Annotated in this window: 20 protein-coding genes and 2 pseudogenes; 11 read left to right on the top strand and 11 right to left on the bottom strand. The window is 61.7% G+C overall.

From position 1 onward, the window contains the following. Nucleotides 1-81: 81 nt before the first annotated feature. Nucleotides 82-768 carry a VOC family protein gene (locus JO965_RS36810; RefSeq protein WP_203445771.1) on the bottom strand — a complete coding sequence of 229 codons (687 nt, stop codon included), beginning with the start codon at nt 766-768 and terminating at the stop codon, nt 82-84. Between the two features lie 1,197 nt (nt 769-1,965). Between JO965_RS36810 and JO965_RS36805 the strand changes: the two genes are divergently transcribed. Continuing rightward, complete coding sequence (locus JO965_RS36805; RefSeq protein WP_203445770.1) at nt 1,966-3,039, top strand: magnesium transporter CorA family protein; 1,074 nt, start codon at nt 1,966-1,968, stop codon at nt 3,037-3,039. Nucleotides 3,040-3,350: 311 nt separating this feature from the next. Here JO965_RS36805 and JO965_RS36800 read toward each other — a convergent pair whose 3' ends face one another. Beyond that, the gene (locus tag JO965_RS36800) at nt 3,351-4,394 is read right to left on the bottom strand and encodes an AraC family transcriptional regulator (protein ID WP_246777112.1); all 1,044 of its coding nucleotides are present in this window, start codon (nt 4,392-4,394) and stop codon (nt 3,351-3,353) included. A 218-nt stretch (nt 4,395-4,612) separates the two neighbouring features. Here JO965_RS36800 and JO965_RS36795 point away from each other — a divergent pair, with 218 nt between their 5' ends. Then, nucleotides 4,613-4,837 (top strand): hypothetical protein, encoded by a 225-nt coding sequence (locus JO965_RS36795; protein ID WP_203445769.1) that lies wholly within the window; start codon nt 4,613-4,615, stop codon nt 4,835-4,837. A 167-nt stretch (nt 4,838-5,004) separates the two neighbouring features. Next, nucleotides 5,005-6,294: an epoxide hydrolase family protein gene (locus tag JO965_RS36790; RefSeq protein WP_203445768.1), complete on the top strand. Its 1,290-nt coding sequence runs from the start codon at nt 5,005-5,007 to the stop codon at nt 6,292-6,294. 144 nt (nt 6,295-6,438) lie between these two features. Here JO965_RS36790 and JO965_RS36785 read toward each other — a convergent pair whose 3' ends face one another. After that, the gene (locus JO965_RS36785) at nt 6,439-6,948 is read right to left on the bottom strand and encodes a MarR family winged helix-turn-helix transcriptional regulator (protein WP_203445767.1); all 510 of its coding nucleotides are present in this window, start codon (nt 6,946-6,948) and stop codon (nt 6,439-6,441) included. Between the two features lie 146 nt (nt 6,949-7,094). On the opposite strand from JO965_RS36785, the gene JO965_RS36780 reads away from it, so the two are divergent. The 4 genes from JO965_RS36780 (at nt 7,095) to JO965_RS36765 (ending at nt 9,765) form a co-directional block, all read left to right on the top strand. Then, on the top strand, nt 7,095-7,490 hold the full coding sequence (locus tag JO965_RS36780; protein WP_203445766.1) for an Ohr family peroxiredoxin: 396 nt from the start codon (nt 7,095-7,097) through the stop codon (nt 7,488-7,490). Nucleotides 7,491-7,618: 128 nt separating this feature from the next. Continuing rightward, entirely contained in the window at nt 7,619-8,680 is a 1,062-nt protein-coding gene (locus JO965_RS36775) for a DUF3095 family protein (RefSeq protein ID WP_203445765.1), read from the top strand. Nucleotides 8,681-8,781: 101 nt separating this feature from the next. Then, complete coding sequence (locus JO965_RS36770; protein ID WP_203445764.1) at nt 8,782-9,300, top strand: hypothetical protein; 519 nt, start codon at nt 8,782-8,784, stop codon at nt 9,298-9,300. Between the two features lie 69 nt (nt 9,301-9,369). Next, nucleotides 9,370-9,765, top strand: a complete 396-nt coding sequence (locus JO965_RS36765; RefSeq protein WP_203445763.1) for a hypothetical protein — start codon at nt 9,370-9,372, stop codon at nt 9,763-9,765. A 207-nt stretch (nt 9,766-9,972) separates the two neighbouring features. Here JO965_RS36765 and JO965_RS36760 read toward each other — a convergent pair whose 3' ends face one another. Further along, a complete protein-coding gene (locus tag JO965_RS36760; protein WP_203445762.1) occupies nt 9,973-10,191 on the bottom strand; it encodes a hypothetical protein in 219 nt (72 codons plus the stop codon). Nucleotides 10,192-10,237: 46 nt separating this feature from the next. Next, complete coding sequence (locus JO965_RS36755; RefSeq protein ID WP_203445761.1) at nt 10,238-11,809, bottom strand: pyridoxal-dependent decarboxylase; 1,572 nt, start codon at nt 11,807-11,809, stop codon at nt 10,238-10,240. A 308-nt stretch (nt 11,810-12,117) separates the two neighbouring features. Between JO965_RS36755 and JO965_RS36750 the strand changes: the two genes are divergently transcribed. Beyond that, nucleotides 12,118-12,537: a GFA family protein gene (locus tag JO965_RS36750; RefSeq protein ID WP_203445760.1), complete on the top strand. Its 420-nt coding sequence runs from the start codon at nt 12,118-12,120 to the stop codon at nt 12,535-12,537. A 251-nt stretch (nt 12,538-12,788) separates the two neighbouring features. Here JO965_RS36750 and JO965_RS36745 read toward each other — a convergent pair whose 3' ends face one another. Continuing rightward, nucleotides 12,789-13,883, bottom strand: a complete 1,095-nt coding sequence (locus JO965_RS36745; protein ID WP_203445759.1) for a site-specific integrase — start codon at nt 13,881-13,883, stop codon at nt 12,789-12,791. 10 nt (nt 13,884-13,893) lie between these two features. Then, complete coding sequence (locus JO965_RS36740; RefSeq protein ID WP_203445758.1) at nt 13,894-14,559, bottom strand: site-specific integrase; 666 nt, start codon at nt 14,557-14,559, stop codon at nt 13,894-13,896. A gap of 152 nt (nt 14,560-14,711) precedes the next feature. On the opposite strand from JO965_RS36740, the gene JO965_RS36735 reads away from it, so the two are divergent. Continuing rightward, on the top strand, nt 14,712-15,548 hold the full coding sequence (locus JO965_RS36735) for an IS5 family transposase (protein WP_203445757.1): 837 nt from the start codon (nt 14,712-14,714) through the stop codon (nt 15,546-15,548). 27 nt (nt 15,549-15,575) lie between these two features. On the opposite strand, the pseudogene JO965_RS36730 reads toward JO965_RS36735, so the two are convergent. From JO965_RS36730 to JO965_RS36720, 3 genes and pseudogenes are all read right to left on the bottom strand, one after another. Then, nucleotides 15,576-15,656, bottom strand: a pseudogene (locus tag JO965_RS36730) (IS6 family transposase); the annotation flags it as partial. A gap of 78 nt (nt 15,657-15,734) precedes the next feature. Continuing rightward, nucleotides 15,735-15,938, bottom strand: a complete 204-nt coding sequence (locus tag JO965_RS36725) for a hypothetical protein (RefSeq protein WP_203445756.1) — start codon at nt 15,936-15,938, stop codon at nt 15,735-15,737. Then, entirely contained in the window at nt 15,925-16,140 is a 216-nt protein-coding gene (locus tag JO965_RS36720) for a hypothetical protein (protein WP_203445755.1), read from the bottom strand. The genes JO965_RS36725 and JO965_RS36720 overlap by 14 nt, the downstream gene beginning before the upstream one ends. A 130-nt stretch (nt 16,141-16,270) precedes the next feature. Between JO965_RS36720 and JO965_RS36715 the strand changes: the two genes are divergently transcribed. Both JO965_RS36715 and JO965_RS36710 read left to right on the top strand, forming a co-directional pair. After that, nucleotides 16,271-16,846 (top strand): CorA family divalent cation transporter, encoded by a 576-nt coding sequence (locus tag JO965_RS36715; protein ID WP_203445754.1) that lies wholly within the window; start codon nt 16,271-16,273, stop codon nt 16,844-16,846. 276 nt (nt 16,847-17,122) lie between these two features. Next, nucleotides 17,123-18,090 (top strand): annotated as a pseudogene (locus tag JO965_RS36710) (IS5 family transposase). Nucleotides 18,091-18,186: 96 nt separating this feature from the next. Here JO965_RS36710 and JO965_RS36705 read toward each other — a convergent pair. Beyond that, on the bottom strand, nt 18,187-18,591 hold the full coding sequence (locus JO965_RS36705; RefSeq protein ID WP_203445753.1) for a hypothetical protein: 405 nt from the start codon (nt 18,589-18,591) through the stop codon (nt 18,187-18,189). Nucleotides 18,592-19,127 lie beyond the last annotated feature (536 nt).

Here is a 19,127-nt window from a genome sequence, read left to right as displayed (position 1 = left end):
TGGGCACTGGCCGAGGATCACTGCGGTGTTCCCCGGCTGGCCTCTTTCCAAAACGAAATCTTAGACCGCCGGGACCGCTGCTCACGTCGGCAGCGGCTGGCCGGTCTGCCGCGCGACCATGTACTCGGCGTACCAGTCCGGCCAGCCCTCATCATGGTGGCCAATCCGCTTCTCGTGCTCACCGTGCGCGGCCGCTGCACGCCGGAGCGCCGTCGCGAGGTCTGCCGACGAGGTAAAGGTCGCGCCGTCCGTGTCCACGCGTCCGGGCAGGCGCTCGATAACCTCCTGTAACAGCCAGCCGTTGCCGTCCGGGTCGCTGAACGAGGTATACGTGCGGTAGGTGCGGTTTTCGGGGTCCCGGCCGCTCACACGGACCCGCCCGAACAGGTACGGCTCGTCCGTACCAGAATGCTCGTCGCCGGCGTGGAACACCTCGCCGACCTCGACGCCACGTCGGAGCAGTTCATCGCGCGCGGCCTGAATGTCGGAGACGATGAGGTACAGTCCCTGGGCGGAGCCAGGGGCCGCCGCGGTCACGTTCTTGCCGAAGATGACCGAGCACCCGGAGCCCGGTGGCGTGAACTGAATCACGCGCCAGTCATCACCGGCGGCGAAGTCAGCGTCGAGCCTCCAACCGAGGTTGCTGTAAAAGCTTTTGGCGTGATCGACGTCCGCAACCGGGATGACGACGACCTCAAGCTTCAGGTCGACTGTTCGCGCTCCTGGGGTCTGGGTTGTGGTTTCTCTGAGGGCCTGAGTATCGCTCATGTTTCGCTCCTACGGTTTGGGCGTCTTGATACTGCGGGCTCAGGCCGGCCCCAGCCCCGATGGGCGCAGCGCTTGGAGCGTCCGCTAAGGCGTTCAGCTTCGCTTCCGCCTTCCGCCAGTCATAGCCGGTGCCGCAATACCCAACGAGCGACTAGCTGCGCCGGCGGGAAGCATATGCAACGCACCTGCGGCAGCCGAGGCAGCCGGGACCTCGCGCCGGTTCGGGAGTGATGACAGCTCCGACATTGATCTTCTCCATTCGTTCGCGTCGCTATAGTCAGCGCGGCGAGATTGGCGAATGGACAACCGCAAGACTGCTGGCGTTGTGTGCACAAACCGCTGCAGTGCGGCCTTTCCTAGACCTCTCCTAAATGTCGATGGAGGCTGCTGCCCTTGCGATCAGGTCCTCCTCCCGCGAGTTACATAACCACTCTGTTCACGAGCGACGTCGGCAAAGCTGCCGGTCAAAAGCGGCTCGTCGGGGAGCCCAAGTCCAACGCAGGGACATTGATTAAGTTAGTAGGCTATACCTCGGTAACTTGGCCCGCAAGTGGCGCCTGGAGTGTGCCCCATGTTCGTCGACCATGATGCCGCGAATGGCCGCATCGGGCCATGGGCCGGCAGAAGGCGAGGACGCTCTTTAACCCGGAGGCCGCCCGAAAGCTTCCTTCCACCGCATAATTCCAGATCGACACAGTCTCTCAGAACCGGCTTGTTAAAAGGTGGGGAGTCCCATCAGTTCATGCGCTGCCCCCAAATTACAACCGTGCTGCATTTTCAGCCTTATGTCCCAAGAAGTCGAAAAGGACGTGGGGCATGCCTTTCACCTCGAAGCGCGGTGGCTTGTCTGTACGGAGCTTGAGATAAAGTTCGATGGCAGCAACGAGACTTGCCTTTACTGATGCGAAATCATGGCGGGCGACCGTAGCGGCCAGTTCTCCCGTTTCATCAAGCGTTACGTCTCAACTCGTCTCACACCACGCTGCGGGCGCCCCGCACGGCGATGGAGCATAGGTCCCAGAACCTGATCACGGAAGAAGGCGAGCATGCTGATGGCCTCAAAGAGTTCTCCGCTCAAGGCTCTGGCCGCTCCGTAATGAAGCCAGATCCAGGCCCGGGCCTCAAACCAGTCCGGATCCAGGTTCGGCCAGGAAATGTCCGCCCGGTCCAACCTTTCCTCGACGGCCGCCTTGTCTCGTGACCAGAAGACGATCGGGCGCTGGAACCGCCAAGCTTGATCGCGCGTTCTGCTGCTGCGGCTCTCCCTTCCTTGGCCGCTCCGTGCTCCAAGCCTTTCTCTACAACGCCGATGGACATGACCAAGAGGTCGAGCTCGATCAGCAATGCCTTGTCGGCCTCGACGAGCGAACGCTCCTGTGGGTGGACGTCAGCGGCCGCAACCGGGATGAGATGGGGCATCTGGTGCGTCTCTTCGGTCTGGACCGCGGTTCGGGCCGGGAGCTCCTCAATCCGCAAGAGGCACCCTATCTCGACAATTACGGCGAGTACTTTCAGTTCGACGTCATCGGCCTCTCACGTGGAGAGAATGACAACGGGGATCGAGCCTTGACCAGGTGGCTCCCCGTCCATCTGGACTTTCTCGTCGGCCCGGGGTGGATCATCACCGTTCATGACGGCGAGCTGCCTTTCCTCCAGGCATTCCGCGACCAGGACAAGGGTGAGACCGTCATCGGAGCCTTGAGCCTGCCGGCGCTCGCGGCTTCGCTGCTGGACTGGCACCTGAGCGCATATTTCGAGGCCGTCAGCGAACTCGAGGAGTTTCTGGACCGGCTCGACGAGGCGATGCTGGCGCATTCGGCACGCCGCAGCCTGCTCGCAGGCGTGGTCGGGATGCGGCGCAAAGTGTCCGAACTGCGCCACTTCCTGAACCAGCAACGCCCCGTCTTCTACGCGCTCTCGCGTCCGGACTTCGCTCAGATCTTCGAGTCTGACGCGGCTGCGCATTATCAGTCGCTGGAACGGCGGTTCGAGCGGGCCGTGGATGCAGTTGACCATGCGCGCGAGCTGGTGAGCGGCTCCTTTGAGCTGTTCACGACCCGCACGGCGGAGGCGACCAATGATCTTGTCCGGCGGCTGACGTTCGTCACGGTGATGCTGGGCGTGGTTGGGGCGGTGGCGGGCGTGTTCGGCATGAACTTCGAGACGCCCTACACGCAAACCGGCGTCCTTGGCTTCTGGGTTGTCATCGGCGCCTTGGGTGCTTTCATCGGCATCGCGGTCGGCCTGGCCCGTCGCAGAGGCTGGATCTGACGGGTGGGGGCAACCGCCAGCGCGTCCCGGTCCTTCCGAACTCTGGTTAAGCGCATCAGGGCCAAGGAGGCAACGATTGAGAGATCATGCCAGTTAAGTCGACGATCACCCCCGATTGCGTTCATAACCGGCGAATTTCAGCGATGTTTCAGTGCAATCGTCGCCTCATGGCGCTTCTCGGAAGTGAACCGAATGTCAGCTCTGGCAGGGAATACCAGACGTCCCTGACGGACAGCAAATTTCCCGGATTGACCCGGTGCCGGCATTCGAACCGACTTGCAGCGCCCCAACCTCTTCCAAGGAAGCGGATTTCAGCGCGAGCGGGCTTCTTTGGCCCGCATTTGCGTCGGTGTCATCCCCGTCCAGCGCCGGAAGGCATGGGTGAAGGCGCTGACCTCCTGAAAGCCGAGCATCCAGGCAATGCGCGAAATTGAAATGCTTGCATCCTTAAGATAGCAAAGGGCCAGATCCTTGCGCATCTCCTCGCGGATCCCGAGGAAGGTCAGGTTCTCCGCCGCCAGCCGGCGCGCCAGGGTCCGTTCACTCATGCCCAGCGCCCGGGCCACTTCGCCCGCACGGCCCTTGCCATGGGGCAGGAGCGGAGCGAGGGCGTTCTCCACGCTCGCGCGGATTGGGCTGGCGGGATTGGCCCGCCGGGCCAGGGCCTCCTCGCTGTAGCGGACAAGGAGCTCGTTCAGAAAAGGATCCGCGTTGACCAGCCGAAGCTGCGACGCCCCGCGGGCGAAGGTAATGTCGTCAGCCTCCGACGCAAAGGCCACCTCACACCCGAAAAATGCATCAAGCTGACCTGATGCGCTGCAGCGCGGATGAGCGAAGCTGACCCGGATGGGCCTGACCTCGGTGCCGGTCAGGGTTTGACAGATCCGGACGAGCGTTCGCGACCAGAACTCGACCTGGTGCCGATCCGTGTGTCGCGGCACCCCGACATAGCTGTAGCGGAGGCTCAGGTCGCTGCCCTCCTGGCATCGCAGCCGGACGCCCTCATTGGTGATGGCGCTGAACCGCTCGACGCGGGCCAACGCCTCGCCGAGCGTCGCCGAGGAGGCCAGCACGAAATAGAGCAGGCCGCCCTCCCGCAGCTCGAATGCCGCGGCGAGATGGAATCCCAACAACTCATCGGGAAGGGTGTCGGCCACCAGATTCAGGAAGCTGATCTCGCTCGCCGCGTTCACGCGGGCCTGCCGATCCTGGATCTGGGACGCAGTCAGACCGACCTTACGCAGGAGCGGGCGGGCATCGAGGCCTGCCGCAGTGGCTCTGGCAAGAGCCAGGCGGGCAACAATGCCGACTGAGGTGGGGTGCATCATGAGAGGTGTCGAGGAAAGCTTTCGCATCGGGCACGCTCCTCGCTGCGACGGAGACCTGCATTCCAAGCCGGAGGCTGGGGCAGGCAAACCTCTGGCGGAAGATAGCAAGACCGGCGCGGACCGTCTCCGGTATGAGCACGCCCTTCCAGCACGACGTGATTGGCAGGCGGCAGGAGCCTCGCTCCTCTAGCAAGAAGCCAAGGTTGCGTGCGCCGCTGGAGTTTTTCGCGCTAATGGAGAATGGAATGCTGCAATCGATCGACGATCACGGGGATATGTCCCGACTGGCGCCGCTTGCTGGGCCAGCCACCGAGGCCTATACTTTTTACTCAATCAACGTGCCTGCGTTGGACTTGGGCTCCCCCGACGAGCCACTTTTTATCGACAGCTTTGCCGACGTCGCTCCTGAACCGAGTGGTTGCATGAGACCCGAAGGAGGAGCTGCCCGCAAGCGCCGCCGCTTCCATTAGTGCGCGGACCTGATCGCAAAACTGAGGCCTCCATAGAAGTCCGCAAAGAGATCTAGGGGCGACTGCGCTGCCGTGGCTTGGCACACAAGGCCAGGCGTCGTGCGCCCGTCCGCTCATCAATCTCGGTAATCGCCACCTGTGGCGATCCGAATGAATGGAGAATATCAATGTCGCAACAAACATCACTCCCGAACCAGCCTAACCCCGTGGCAGCTTCAACGGCCGCAGCCGCGTTGAATGTGCCTCCTGCAGGCTTGGCTCAAGCCGCCGAACAGGATGCGATCCGTCCCTTCCGTGTCGACATTCCGGAAAGTGAAGTTGCCGAACTGAAGCGTCGGATCAAGGAAACCAGATGGCCGGAGAAAGAAACAGTCGCGGATGAATCGCAAGGTGTACGACTGAAGACCATTCAAGAACTTGCGCGTTACTGGGCAGACGAGTACGACTGGCGCAAGATCGAATCCAGGTTGAACTCATATCCCAATTTCATCACCGAGATCGACGGTTTGGATTTTCACTTCATTCACGTCCGCTCCAAACATGAAAATGCGATGCCGCTGTTGATCGCGCACGGCTGGCCAGGCTCGATCGTCGAGCAGGTGAAGCTGATCGAGCCCCTGACTGACCCGACTGCGCACAGTGGAAGCGCAGCGGATGCGTTCCACGTCGTCATTCCATCGATGCCGGGCTACGGCTTCTCGGGCAAGCCGAGCACGACCGGCTGGAATCCCCAGCGCATAGCGCGCGCCTATGCTGAGCTGATGTCCCGCCTTGGTTATGAACGGTATGCGGCGCAGGGTGGTGACTGGGGTTCGATCGTCGTCAACTACATGGGAACTCAGGAACCCGAAGGACTGCTCGGCATCCACACCAACATGCCTGAGGTGATACCGCCCGACATCGATGCGCTTATCTGGTCCGGCTCCCCTCTGCCCGATAATTTGTCGGCCGAAGAGAGGAAGGCCTGCGAGCAAGTTCGTGAAAATAGGTTTGGCTACGCGATCGTCATGGGCACGCGTCCGCAAACGCTGACCGGGCTGGTGGATTCACCCGTCGGTTTGGCGGCCTTCATGATCGACCACGATTGGAAGAGCCATGCCATGATCGCGAGGTCGTTTGCCGGGGTCAAAGAAGGCCTCTCGCCCGACGATGTCCTCGATAACGTCTCGCTCTTCTGGTTCACGCGCACCGCGATTTCGGCAGCCCGCCTTTACTGGGAGCAAACGGTCGCCGGTAATTCTTTCTTTGCGACCAAAGGGGTCAAGCTCCCCGTCGCCTGCAGTGTGTTCCCTGACGAGATGTATGTAGCGCCGAGGAGTTGGGCCGAGAAAGCGTATCCCAATCTCATCCACTTCAATAAGCTTCCAAAGGGCGGCCACTTCGCCGCCTGGGAGCAGCCGGAGTTCATGATCTCCGAGATCCGCACGGGGCTCGGGCCACTCCGCAAATCGCTCTGAAGGCCTTGGCGCGCATCTTGTGCGCGCCGCCCCCCTCTGCGAGCGCGGCGGCCACGGGAGCGTTAAACGCCTTCATGGTCGCGGCTCCAGCATGAAGACCGCGATGTCCGTCTGAAGCAGCGCAGAGCGAGGCCGGCTGATTGCTTATTTGCCTGCGCCTAGTTCCGCCTGTGTGGCGCGCAGGAGATTGTCACGGATTCTTGCCACGGTCTTCTGCGTGGCGGGAAAGTCCGCTCCGAGCCCGATGGCGTCGACCAGCGCCGCGCCCGGATCCGTCTCGAGCAGTTGGCGGCCGGCCGGCGTCAGGCTGACCCGCACCTGCCGCTCGTCGGCGGGATCGCGGTGCCGCCGGATATAGCCGGTCGCCTCGAGCTTCTTGAGGATCGGCGTCAGCGTGTTGGATTCCAAATACAGCCTCTCGCCGAGGGCCCCGACGGTCTGGTCGTCCGCCTCGGACAGCGCCACCAGGGCGATGTACTGGGTGTAGGTCAGGCCAAGCTTGTCCAGGAGCGGCTTGTAGGCGCGGCCGAAGGCGAGGTTGGCCGAGTAGATCGCGAAGCACAGGAAATTCGAGAGCTTCGGACCGTCGCCGCTGGCCTGCGGGGCCTCAGGCCGGGGCCTGGTGGGCGTCTTCGGTCTTGGGGTCTGGGGCATGGGCCTCTCCGCGGGTGTCGCTGTTGCCCGAATATAAATCGTATCCGATTAAATCGAAAGTGCTTGACATGCCTTTGCTCGGAGCGTATTTGCATCGCATCCGAATTAATCGGATACGATGCAAACGGCACAGAAAGGGTTTCATCATGGCGGCGAACGTCCTCTTCACCGGAAAGACCCACAACGCCGGCGGCCGCAACGGCGGCACGCGCAGCAGTGACGGGTTCCTCGACCTCAAGCTGTCCCAGCCGCACCCGGCCGCCGAGAACCTGTTCGGCGCCGCCTGGTCGGCCTGCTACATCGGCGCGCTCGAGCTGGCCGCCGCCCAACGGAAGATCACCTTCCCGACCCTGCCGACGGTCGATGCCGAGATCGATTTGGTCCGCGACGGCAGCGCCTACTTCCTGCAGGCCCGCCTCAACGTCAGCGTACCGGGGATCGAGCGCGAGGTCGCGCAGACGCTGATCGATGCGGCCCACGAGATCTGCCCGTACTCCAAGGCGACGCACGGCAACATCAACGTCGAGACCAATCTGCTCTAAACCGGATCGGCCGGGCCCGCCACCCAGGCAGGCCCGGTTCCCCTCGGACGAGGCGCAGCGGAGACCTGCGCCTCATCGGCACGGCGTGGACCTCGTTTGCTGGTGCAAGCCGATCTGGAGAATGCTCGATGATTAATAGCCGCGCACACCGCCCCCCAGCGTATCGTGAGTTCTCGACCGTGCTCGATCCATCCATCTACGAGCCACTGCCGGATGACTGGATCATCGGCATAACGGACGTTGTCGACTCGACGTTGGCAATCAGCGCGGGACGTTACAAGGACGTCAACTACGCCGGAGCCTCTATCATTGCTGCCTTGGGCAATGCCTGGGGTGCGTTCGACTTCCCGTTTGTGTTCCGCGGCGACGGAGCGGCGTTTGCATTGCCGCCTCAGGGCTTCATGGTCGCGAACTCGGTAATGCGGCAGGTTGCGGGTCTTGCGGCAACCCGTCTCGGTCTGATCCTCCGCGTCGGTTTGCTGTCCGTGAGCGAGATCCGATCCCACGGGCACGACGTGAGAATAGCGCGATACGCGGCCTCGGACGACGCGACCTATGCGATGTTCTCCGGGGGCGGATTGAGATGGGCGGAACGGCAGATCAAGAACGGGCGGTATCTGGTAAAGCCGAGAAGGTACACGGTGCAGCTGGACCTAACCGGTCTGACCTGCGAGTGGACGCCTCTCCGGAGCCAGCACGGCGAGATCCTGTCGCTCCTAGTCGAGCCGCATGATCATACCAACCCAAAGGTCTTCTCTGCGCTTGCCAGGCAGGTGCTTGCGGTCCTCGACGCAGCTCCACGCCAATCTCACCCTGTCCCGGTGGAAATGGCGTTCCAAAAGGGCAAGGAGATGAATCTAGGTTCGGGGAATTGGTCGAGCGTCATCGCAAACTCGGACTATCGCAAATACGACGATGGGTTGCGTCTGACGCTCGACTGCACACGCGAACAAATCGATGCGGCTGAGGCCATCCTCATTGCGGCGAAGGCTCGTGGCGAGATCAACTTCGGGCTGCACCGCCAGTCTCACGCCCTCATGACCTGTCTTGTGCCGTCCGGCAGGCCGGAGTCGCATTTGCATTTTCTCGACGGAATGGGCGGTGGGTACGCCAAGGCCGCCGAGATGATGGAGGCAGGTGAAATCCTAATGGTCGCGGGTGCCGGCGAGAAGACCGCGATGTCCGCCTGAGGCGGTGCCGCAAGCCTCCATCCTGAAGGTTCGGACTTCCACAATAACTGCTGGTGCGCTGCCGTTTTTGAGGTGCCAAGTGCACCAACGGGAAACCTAGAATGAACAGTTCAGCAATCCATCATGAGTTCGCTGACGGGCAGGATGAACCTGCCGAACTGTACCAGCCTAGCATCGGCAACTCCAACGTCAGGAGAGAAGCCGCACGCGGCCCGTTGGGCGAGCGCATCCTGATCGTCGAGACCGATGCCGACTTTCAAAGCAGCCTGGCCCTATTGCTCCACGAGGCTGGTTTCGACGTGATGACCGCCACCACAGGGGAACAGGCCTTTCGCCTTCTTCGCGACTGGCGGCGCCCGATCGATTGGCTCTACACCCGGGCCATCCTGCCAGGCCTGATCGACGGCTGGATCCTGGCCGACCAGCATCGCGATAACCATCCCGACCGGCCCACGATCATCGGTGCGCGCGAGGTTGGGTACTCTGCGCAGGGAGACATCGTCTTGAAGGAACCGACAGCGGCGACCGTACTGGACGCTGCCCGCCACATCACCGTGTCGGCGCACCCCCAAGCCCCGGTCGAACCCGTTAGCGCTGACCCGCAGAGCCTTGCCGCATAGGAAGGCGCCAACTGACACGGATGACCCGGAGATAGGTCATTAAAGCAGGGCGATTTTTAGGAGACGCATATGACATCTAAGCAAGGAGCGGCGCAACGCGCCGCATGCTGGGATGAGAGCTTTCTTTCGTTGGACCTCTATACCGACGAAATTGAGCAACGGATCATCAGGGCCTACATCCAGCTTATGTTGCGGCCGGACAATGCCGACGGCTCTCGAGCCGTCATGGTAATGCGATTGGGAGCGCTTGAGGTGCGGCTCACCGAACTTCCACCGGACAGCGTCGCATCTGGCATACCGCCATTCTGGCTGGAGGTCTTCTCCGTTGCAGGCCACGAATCCATCGACAGCTGCGGGTGCTTCGAATTCGATGAGATCGAACTGGCGTCGGCAGTCAGCCTCGTGCTGGAGGCGGCGAGGGCACTGCCGTTGCGGCCGAGCGTCCGGCCTGAGCCGACTGAATGAATTAATAAGGGGAGCCGCCATACAATTGTGGCGACCATCTCTTCGTAAGCAGGTGCCGTTAGTGGCCACGATCCGCGCCCAACGACGCTTTGCCGCCATCCCGGTCAACGCAGTCGCCTGTACGGTGGCCGAGCAGAACGGCGTCGCTGAGCGGTAGGCGAAGGGGCCACCGGGCGGACGACTGGGATCCGGATCGGGGACATCATCTCATTCTGCCCCGGATGGTGAGACGATCACTCCATCGTCGGTGACGACCTCGAAACAGTATTGCTCGAACAGACTGGGCAGGAACGGGTCCAGGACAAAGAGCCCGGTGCCGAGCCGCGCGAACTCCTGCGCAGCCGCATCATCGGGACAGTCATGGCCGACACCATCGCGGGCGACAATTCGGAAGCCTAGTCTGAGATGGAAAAAGTAGCGGGGCATCAGGCCCTCCTCATCCCACCGTCACGGCCACTGACGTGAAACTGCCTCAAGCCCCGTCGGCGGGGGCGAGCCGGTCGCATGCGTCCCGCAGGAGCTGCCACACGCGTGCGACGTGTGCCTCGGTGGTGCGGATGTTGCCGACCGCGAGGCGCAGGGTGAAGCGGTCGTGGAGCTTCGTGTGCGAGAGGAACGCCTCGCCGGACGCATTGACGGCATGCATGATCTGCTCGTTCAGGCGGTCGAGGCGCGCAGCGCGCTCATCGGCAGCCTCACCGTCATGGGGCGGGCAGGCACGGAAGCAGACGAGGCTCAAGGGAACTGGTGCGAGCAGTTCCCAACCCGGCGTGGATTCGACCCACGAGGCGAACAGCCGTGCGAGGCGGCAGTGCTCGCGGATGCGTGCAGCGAGACCGTCGCGACCGAAGTAGCGCAGGACCATCCAGAATCTGAGGGCACGGAAGCGGCGCCCGAGCTGGATGCCGTATTCGGAGTGGTTGCGGACGGCCTCCTGCTCCTGGTCGAGCGTGCGCAGGTACTCGGGCACGAGCGAGAAGGCGCGGTGCAGCACCTCCATCCGCCGCGTGTACAACACGGACAGGTCGAAGGGCGTCATCAGCCACTTGTGCGGGTTGAGCACGAGCGAGTCCGCCCGCTCGCTGCCGTCGAGGATGTGGCGCAGTTCCGGAACGACCGCGGCCGAGCCTGCATAAGCGGCATCGACGTGCAGCCAGAGCCGCTCGCGCCCGCAAATGTCGGCGATGGCCGGCACAGGATCGATGCTCGCCGTCGAGGTCGTCCCGACGGTGGCGACGACGCAGAAGGGGAGATGGCCGGCAGCCCTGTCCTCCGCAACGGCGCGGGCCAGCGCGGCCGGGTCCATGCGGAACTCGGCATCCGTGGGGATTTTGCGCAAGGACCGCTGGCCGAGGCCGAGCGTGATGACACCTTTCTCGACAGACGAGTGGGCTTGCTCGGACGCGTAGACGCGCAGCAGCGGCAGGTCCGGGCGTCCGCTCATGCCATCCTCGCGCACGCGCAGATTGAGGCCCTCGCGTGCAGCGGCGATGGCGTGAAGGATCGACACCGAGGCGGTGTCGTAGATGATCCCCGAGAAGGCCTCGGGCAGGCCGATCATCTGGCGCAGCCACGCGAGGGTGACCTCCTCGAGTTCCTGCGTGGCGGGAGCCGCGCGCCAGAGCAGCGCCTTCGCGTCGAACGCGGCCGAGAGCATCTCCCCGAAAATGCCGGGGGCCGAGGTGGAGGTGGCGAAGTAGGCGAAGAAGCCCGGATGGCTCCAATGCGTGAGCGCCGGCACGATGAGGCGGTCGACATCGGCGATGATCGCCTCCATCGGCTCGCCGGTTTCCGGCGGTTCGGTCGGGAGTCTCGCAATGAGCGCGCCCGGCTCGACCTTGGCGAGGACGGAAAACCGTTCGACGCGCTCGAAGTAGTTGGCGATATAGTCGACGACGGAACGGCCGTAGTGCCGGAACTCCTCGGCGCTCATGTCGCCGAGCGGCGGGGCAAGCCCGTCCGAACCTAGCACGTTCAAGGCTTCCGATGTCGTCGCGCTCGGCACGGCGCCCAGCGGTTGGTCGTGAAGGTCGTCCTGGGGCATCGGTGCGCCTCCATCATGGCCGCACGGCGGATCGCGCCGGACGACGGGCAGGCGGAAGAACATCCGCAGGATAGATGAAATCCACACGGCGGACAAAAGCGGCGGCTGGTAGAGGCTCGAGGTGCCATCGAGACCGGTTCATCACCGAATGAGGCCCCAGGCCCAGATGGCGGTTTCGCAAGACGTTCAGATGCAACCTTGTCCGATTTCCTGAGGCAGAATACGCGAATGATGCGTACCCTTTCGCGCGCACGACACAAGTCCGGATGAGATGTAGGATCACCCTTGGAACGAAGAGGAGTTGCACCATGAAGGTCGATGGGCGCTGCCACTGTGGCTTCATCACCTTCGAGGCTGAGATTGAGCCCGAGAAGGTGTGGCTCTGCCACTGCACCGATTGCCAAACGCTCTCGGGATCCGCCTTCCGCACCGTGGCTCCCACGCGGGAGGGGGCCTTCACGCTGCTCACAGGTGGGGTGAAGAACTATGTGAAGATTGGAACGAGTGGAGCGAGACGGCTTCACGGGTTCTGCCCCGAGTGTGGGTCGTCCATCTACTCGACGTCGGAGCGTGACAGACCTAAGGTCTTCAACCTCCGGGTCGGAACGATCCGTCAGCGTTGGGACCTCGTGCCACGAAGGCAGATCTGGTGCCGTTCGGCCCTACCCTGGACCACTGGTATCAAGACCCAACAGCGTTTTGAAATGGGACCAGATCTACGCCCGTAGAACCGGTACTGGCACGGATTCCATCAACGGCCTTCCGCGAAATTGACTCAAAACCAGAAAGGTCGGGTCATGGCACTTCTCAGAAGCAGACTGGTTGTTGGCTTGAGGGTGGAAAGGAGACATTCCCATCATGTCGAGAACCTCCAGTCCCAACACCATCAGTATGAGCAAAGCGCACCACGCGCCTGTATCTTGCAGTCCTTGATGCACATCGCTTGAATGAGCGGTGGCTAAGCACTCGTCAGAAAGACTTATCGAGTAAGATCTCGGACAATAGAGGATGATTCGAGCGCTGCCCTTCGGCTGGAACTGCTGTCGTAGTTCTCTTCCCCAACTCTATCGCCGTTGTGCTGCAATACGCCTCTCGCTAGTCCAGGATATGCCCCGCCCAAGAAGGTGGCCGTCGCCTTTGCCGCGCGACGGAAGGCGTGAGGGCTTAGTCGGATACCCAGGGTTGCCTCTGTCGTCTCTACGATTGCAGCGCCGACGGCGGAGTAGGTAAGGGGAACTCCCGTAACCGAAATCCAGAGCGCACCTGCCTCGTGTTGAGGTAGATTAATCAGCATGGGCCGTGTTGCTCCGTTGCTTTTGCGTGCCTCGCGAGAGGCTTTATCCTTTTGCGTGAGGAGAATAGGCCGATAGACCGTTAGGTACCGCTCCACCAACGGGACGAGATCCTGCGGCACGCGCTTTTCGTCGATCCTGCCGGCCTTTGTATCCCCGGCCTCCAGTACAATCCACCAGTTGCCGTCCAAGTGGCGGAATGTGCTTCCGAGGGTCAGTTCACTAAAGTTCCTGTGCCGAATGGGGCGGAGCGCGAGCAGGGCGATCATGAGTCCATTACGGGCACGACGAGCTTGTTCCTTGGGCTTGAGGTGAGAGGCCTTCCCGGCCTCGCGGAATAGGGCCTCACCTGCTTCCACCAATTCGTCTGTGGTGACGTTTTCCCGACGCCGGGCAGGATGGGCCGCGGCCCGCAGGTCCGCCTCGATCTCGCGCAGCCAAGCAAAGCTCGTTTCAGGCGCTAGGATCTCAGCGATCCGTCGCAGCTTGTACACCGACTGGTATAGGGTCACGCTGCTCCAATGAGGCTCAGCCAACGAAATGAAGTGTTCGAGTGTGTCAGGCACGATCTGGGCGCCTGCCTGCTCAGCAGGATCGAGCTGCCTCGCCTGCATCAGAGCCCATAGGAAGTAGCCGTAACGTCGGGCCAGATCATCTTGGGTCACGGGTTTCATGTGAGATGCCAGACCACCAAGGCGCAGCCGCTGCGTCGGGCGGCAGGCTTCGGCCCAAACAAGCGGGTCGTGCATAGGCCATGAAGAGACGGGAAGGGATTGCATCATCGGGATCACCTCAACCTACCTGACGCGAGCGAATAGTCTCACGGACGAGCGCCGCGAAGATCTCATTGGCTTCGAGCGTCTCAAGGCCGATGTAGCTGTTCATTGTTGTGGCCGTTCCTTTGTGCCCGAGCACCTTCGCAACGAGCGGGTAATTGCCGGGATGCTTCTTGAGGAGCATCGCAGCTGCAACGTGTCGGAACTGATGAGCTGTGATCCTCAGGCCGATGCGCCTCTCGACCATGTTGCGGATCTGGGCGCTTAGGAGGTGAGGGGCCTTGAAGTCGCCATTCGCCCCAGGGAATAGCCAGTCCTCGTTGGAGCCACGCAGCAGCACCGGTCTGTGCAGCTCGATGTACTCGATCAGGAGATCCGTCAGCTCCTGATCGAACGAGAATTCCAGGTCGACATGGTTCTTCACCTCATGCGGCTCATACTGCAGCCAGAAGAGTCCTTTAGGACCGCCCATTTTGAAGAGATGTTGGTCGAGTCTGGTGGCAATGAGATTGCCAATCCGCACGGGGGCCATGGTCAAGATCGCAATGGCCGCCGCGATCTGCGCCTTCACGGCAGCCTTGTGAGGGCTGGTCGTGCGCTGTCGTCGCGCCTCAGCCATGAGCTGTTGGGGAAGATGACAGACGTGCGTCCATACGTTTGTCGACTTGACTGCGCGGATCACGGCTCGGTTCTTCTCAGTCAGGCCCTTCGATCGATGTCGCTGGGCCGCTGATCTGAGATCCGCCAGCTCTCTAAGAGGCTGACTGAAAAAGGTTGAGTGGCCTCAAGGCCCTGTGATTCCGTCGGATTTGCAAAGATTCGATGGAGGTCACGATGGTTTGGACCGAGGCCACTCGCCGACAGTATCGGCGGGATGGACTGCGTTATGCAAGCAATCTCACAGATGCCGAATGGGCCTTGATCGAGCCGTTCATGCCCGCCGCCCGGCGGATCGGGCGTCCGCGCATGACCTGCCTGCGGGCCGTGGCCGATGCCATTCTCTATCTCGCCTCGACCGGGTGCCAATGGCGCCAGCTGCCCAAGGAGTTTCCGCCCTATTCGACCGTGCAAGGATACTTCTATGCCTGGTCACGCGACGGCACCTTTGAGCGGATCAACCATGCTCTCGTGGCCGCCTCGCGCGAGAGGGCCGGCCGCGAGGCGAGCCCCTCGGCCGGCGTGATCGACAGCCAGTCCGTGAAGACCACCGAAGCCGGCGGCCCGCGCGGCTTTGATGCTGGCAAGAAGATCAAGGGCCGCAAGCGCCACATCATCACCGACACGCAGGGCCATCTCGTCGGGCTGCGCGTTCACACCGCCGAGATCCAGGATCGTGACGGTGCGGTGGAGGTGCTGACGTCCGTCCGCGCCCTCTATCCGTGGCTGCGCCATGTCTTTGCCGATGGCGGCTACGCGGGAGACAAGTTGCGCGACGCTCTCGCCGCTCTCGGGCACTGGACGATCGAGATCATCAAACGCTCGGATGCGGCCAAAGGCTTTGCGGTCCTCAAGCGCCGCTGGGTCGTGGAGCGAACCTTCGGTTGGCTTGGACGCTGCCGCCGCCTAGCCAAGGACTTTGACAAGGACTTTGAAGCCTCTATTGAAAGTGCGGTGGCATGGGTCTTCATCGCCCATATCCGGATGCTGACCAGGCGGCTCGCAAGGACCTGAAAGACCACATGTCTTTTTGAGTCAGCCTCTAAGGCTCAGATTATAGGCGAGATACCATCGGACGCACAGGAGGATGACTGAGCGATCAAAATGGCGGCCTTTGAACAACGTACACCTCCGGAGTTGGCCGGAGGCGTAGACCGAACTGAGTTACTGAACAGTTTGCGACGGAGCCCTTTCGACGCATCACATATCGTTAAGCCGCGCTGCAAGTCGCGTAGGGAGATCACCCATGCCGGAATCCCAGTGGGCGAATTCCGCGGCGTCAGGCACCGCCGCGGCTCCGCCGAGCACTGCTTCGGGAAACACGGAGCCCTGCATCGCGGCGCTTGTGGATGCGACCGGCATCTTGGTGCCGGCGAGCGCCGACGACGTGCTACAGCGGGCCACCGCCGGACAATTCTTCTGGCTCGATATCTTTACCGCGGATGCGGTTGCCCGCAGCAATCTGCTTGCCAAGCTTGGGCTCAACGATACGGATCGCACCTGGATTTTGCACTTCGGGCAAGCTCCGCGGATGGCGATAGCGGCCCCTGGCGCACGCGTCGTGACCATGGCCATTGGTCCGGAGGACCAGTGGGTTGAGATCCATGTTCTGTGGACCAGAGCGTGGATTGTGACGGTGTGGGCCGGGGATGCAGCGTCATTGCGAGAGGTCCGTCAGCGCTTCGCAACCGGACTACACGAGACGCATCAAACCGCTTGTGTCTCAGGGATGGTTTTTGCTTCTGCTGTTGCTCTCGACGATCGACGAAAGCGTGACCCAGGCCCGTGCGCAGCTTTACACGCTTGAGGAGTCTCTGGACGGATTGACCACGGCCGATCTGAACAGCCTCCGGTCGTTGCGCCGTCGGGTTCAGAAAGCGTCGGTGCACACCAGCCGGTACTACACTGCGGCCAGGAGCGCGGCAGTCAGCGTCGAGGTCATGCCCGGGAAGGATGCAGAGAGCGTCTCACTGGTGAAGGAGTATGCCGATCGTGTCGAGGATCTTGCGCACCAGTTGGAATCGCTGGCGGAGCTGGTAAGGGCCATCGATAGCGAGATTCCTGCCATCCTCGCTCGGAAACAGAGCCGCCGCATCGACCAACTTACGGCGATTTCCGCCGTCTTCCTGCCGATTACCTTCCTGACTGGCTTCTTCGGCATGAACTTTCAATGGATGATCGAGGCGCTCGGCAGTCGGGAGGCCTTCCTCGCTCTCGCTGTTGCACTGCCGACTGCCATGATAACGGTCACGGTGATGCTACTCATGCGGGAGGGGTTCATCGGGCAACGGTCGTCAAATTACAGTAACTGACCCGGGCAGTTCATACGCCGTCCCGTACTTGCAATACCAGCGCACGCACAACAGGATGATCTCGACCGGAAACCGGCGGCGCTTGAAAATTGACACAGGGGCGGCTCCTTCGGAGGCCGCAACCCGTTACACTGCCAAGGTTAGTGCAACACAACCGCTTGGGCTCAGGCAGGGTTCATCTCCCGTCCAATGCGCCTTGCTGCATGGATGAGCGGGTTGGTAACCACAGTTAGGTAGCGTAGGGGCCAGTTCGGCTTCTGACCAAAGATTTCCACCGTGCCCTTCAAAGCCAATGCCGCTCGCCGTCACCGCATTCCGAAGCAGCGGTACCGGGTGATGAACTGGGTGGAGTACGATGCGGCCCTGCGCCAGCGGGGCAGCCTCACGGTCTGGTTCTCTGACGAGGCGATTGCGGCCTGGCGGGCCGAGCCTCGCACGACACGAGGCGGTCAGCCGCATTACTCAGCTCTTGCGATCCAAACAGCCCTGACTCTGCGGGCGGTGTTCCGGCTGGCGCTGCGGCAGACCGAGGGGCTGATCGGCTCAATCGTGACGCTGCTTGGCCTTGATCTGTGGTGCCGGATCATTCAACCCTAAGCCGCCGCGCCGAGACTCTGGAGATCCCGAAGCCATGTCCAAGCTCCGGAGGACCGCTTCACCGGCTGGTGGACAGCACCGGCCTGCGGCTATGTGGACCTGGCGAGTGGTTGGCCGAGAAGCACGGGGCCCGGAGACGCCGCGCCTGGCGAAAGCTGCACATTGGAGTTGATGCCGAGACCGGACAGATCCTCGCCTCAGAGCTGACCACGAGCGATGTCGATGACGGCTCGCAGGTCGCTCCCTTGCTCGACCTGATCGCGGCTCCACTCGGCTCGTTCACTGGTGATGGTGCCTACGACCAAATCGGCGTCTACGACACTGTCGCCGAGCGCCATCCTGATGCTGAAGTCATCGTCCCACCACGTTCAACGGCGGTGCTGAGCGAGCATGCGGAGATCACCCCAGCCCAGCGCGATCGGCATCTCCAAAGGATCGACCGGCGCGGTCGCATGGGCTGGCAAAAGAGATCCGGGTACACTCGTCGGGCACTTGTGGAGGCATCCATCAGCCGCTTCAAACGGGTGATCGGGGATACGCTGCGCTCGCGGACAGACCAGCGTCGCACCACCGAGATCGCCATTGCGGTTCGCGCCCTCAACCGCATGCTTGAGCTTGGACGCCCAAAGTCTGTCCGCATCACTTGAACTTGAGTTACGGGTGCGTTCAATGCGTCCGTAATCCGATTCATGCAACAAAGCCCTCGGCCACTCCAACTTTTTGCCAAACCCGAGAGCAACTATCTAGTTTCTCCGTTGGCGCAGATCCTGTTTGGGCCCGTCCCCCAAGATCGCGCTGAGTACGTCTCTCATGTGAGAGATTGCGGATTTTCGGAGGATATGGCGGGTGGCAAATCCTCCCGGTTGCCGTAAAGATAAAAGTACCTTCTCGTCCTGGATAGGCTGGAACTCCCACCAGTCGAGAGGAGTGACAAGAACCGCTGTTGGGTCGTTGGCTTTCCTCCGGAGAGCTTCTCCAAGCGCGGTGGACGAGGCTTGAAGAAGGCCAATGCCAACGTCGTAAGGCAAGGCTAAAACAAGTTCCTGATCGTTATCGGCCCCAAACCTTACAAGGATGTGAGAACCATCCACGGTCGCTGAAACGCTGGCCACGCTAGCTATGGGAATAGCTTCAACAGAGACATCCATGACTTGTGATCCCTTTGGCTAACGTAATGTTGCGCAATCAGTGACTGGTCGTCCAGTCCCTGCTCGCCACCCTTTCATTCACGCGCTTTAGTGGGCTATTTCATGCCCAGAGCCCGGGCGGCATGCTGCAAATAGGAGGTCGACGAGATCGCGATGTCGAATAGCCAAGGTGTCTCGCCTGGAGCAAATGCTCCGACCACAGTGTGGTTTGTACCGTGGAAACGCTCAGCTCCTTTATCAAGGGCAAAAATAGAGTCCGTATTCGACATCGAGAGTGCGAAGCTGCGTCGGCTCCAGCAAGCGCATGGGTTCGAGCACACCAAGTCGAGCGCCGTTCTCAGTGTTCGGTCCGTGCGTGAGAGCGGCGGCTTTGAATTTGCCGGGTCGAACCAGACGATGCATAGCGCGTCAGACTTAGAATGATATACTTCCCGACGAACAAATTGCAGAATGTTCATTATCCGAAATCAGAGGCAGCGAGAACGTTCTTCCAAACTTATCCCGCTATCATAACGATGCTTGTTCGTTGCGCGACG

It is taken from the genome of Microvirga sp. VF16 (assembly GCF_016864375.1).
Classification (GTDB): Bacteria; Pseudomonadota; Alphaproteobacteria; order Rhizobiales; family Beijerinckiaceae; genus Microvirga.
This window is presented reverse-complemented; position numbering and strand designations above follow the sequence as displayed.

Coding starts and splice junctions, on each gene's coding strand:
- JO965_RS36810 (WP_203445771.1), bottom strand. CDS start 768: ATGAGCGATACTCAGGCCCTCAGAGAAACCACAACCCAGACCCCAGGA.
- JO965_RS36800 (WP_246777112.1), bottom strand. CDS start 4,394: ATGCGAAAGCTTTCCTCGACACCTCTCATGATGCACCCCACCTCAGTC.
- JO965_RS36795 (WP_203445769.1), top strand. CDS start 4,613: ATGCTGCAATCGATCGACGATCACGGGGATATGTCCCGACTGGCGCCG.
- JO965_RS36790 (WP_203445768.1), top strand. CDS start 5,005: ATGTCGCAACAAACATCACTCCCGAACCAGCCTAACCCCGTGGCAGCT.
- JO965_RS36785 (WP_203445767.1), bottom strand. CDS start 6,948: ATGCCCCAGACCCCAAGACCGAAGACGCCCACCAGGCCCCGGCCTGAG.
- JO965_RS36780 (WP_203445766.1), top strand. CDS start 7,095: ATGGCGGCGAACGTCCTCTTCACCGGAAAGACCCACAACGCCGGCGGC.
- JO965_RS36775 (WP_203445765.1), top strand. CDS start 7,619: ATGATTAATAGCCGCGCACACCGCCCCCCAGCGTATCGTGAGTTCTCG.
- JO965_RS36770 (WP_203445764.1), top strand. CDS start 8,782: ATGAACAGTTCAGCAATCCATCATGAGTTCGCTGACGGGCAGGATGAA.
- JO965_RS36765 (WP_203445763.1), top strand. CDS start 9,370: ATGACATCTAAGCAAGGAGCGGCGCAACGCGCCGCATGCTGGGATGAG.
- JO965_RS36760 (WP_203445762.1), bottom strand. CDS start 10,191: ATGCCCCGCTACTTTTTCCATCTCAGACTAGGCTTCCGAATTGTCGCC.
- JO965_RS36755 (WP_203445761.1), bottom strand. CDS start 11,809: ATGCCCCAGGACGACCTTCACGACCAACCGCTGGGCGCCGTGCCGAGC.
- JO965_RS36750 (WP_203445760.1), top strand. CDS start 12,118: ATGAAGGTCGATGGGCGCTGCCACTGTGGCTTCATCACCTTCGAGGCT.
- JO965_RS36745 (WP_203445759.1), bottom strand. CDS start 13,883: ATGATGCAATCCCTTCCCGTCTCTTCATGGCCTATGCACGACCCGCTT.
- JO965_RS36735 (WP_203445757.1), top strand. CDS start 14,712: ATGGTTTGGACCGAGGCCACTCGCCGACAGTATCGGCGGGATGGACTG.
- JO965_RS36720 (WP_203445755.1), bottom strand. CDS start 16,140: ATGGATCTCAACCCACTGGTCCTCCGGACCAATGGCCATGGTCACGAC.
- JO965_RS36705 (WP_203445753.1), bottom strand. CDS start 18,591: ATGGATGTCTCTGTTGAAGCTATTCCCATAGCTAGCGTGGCCAGCGTT.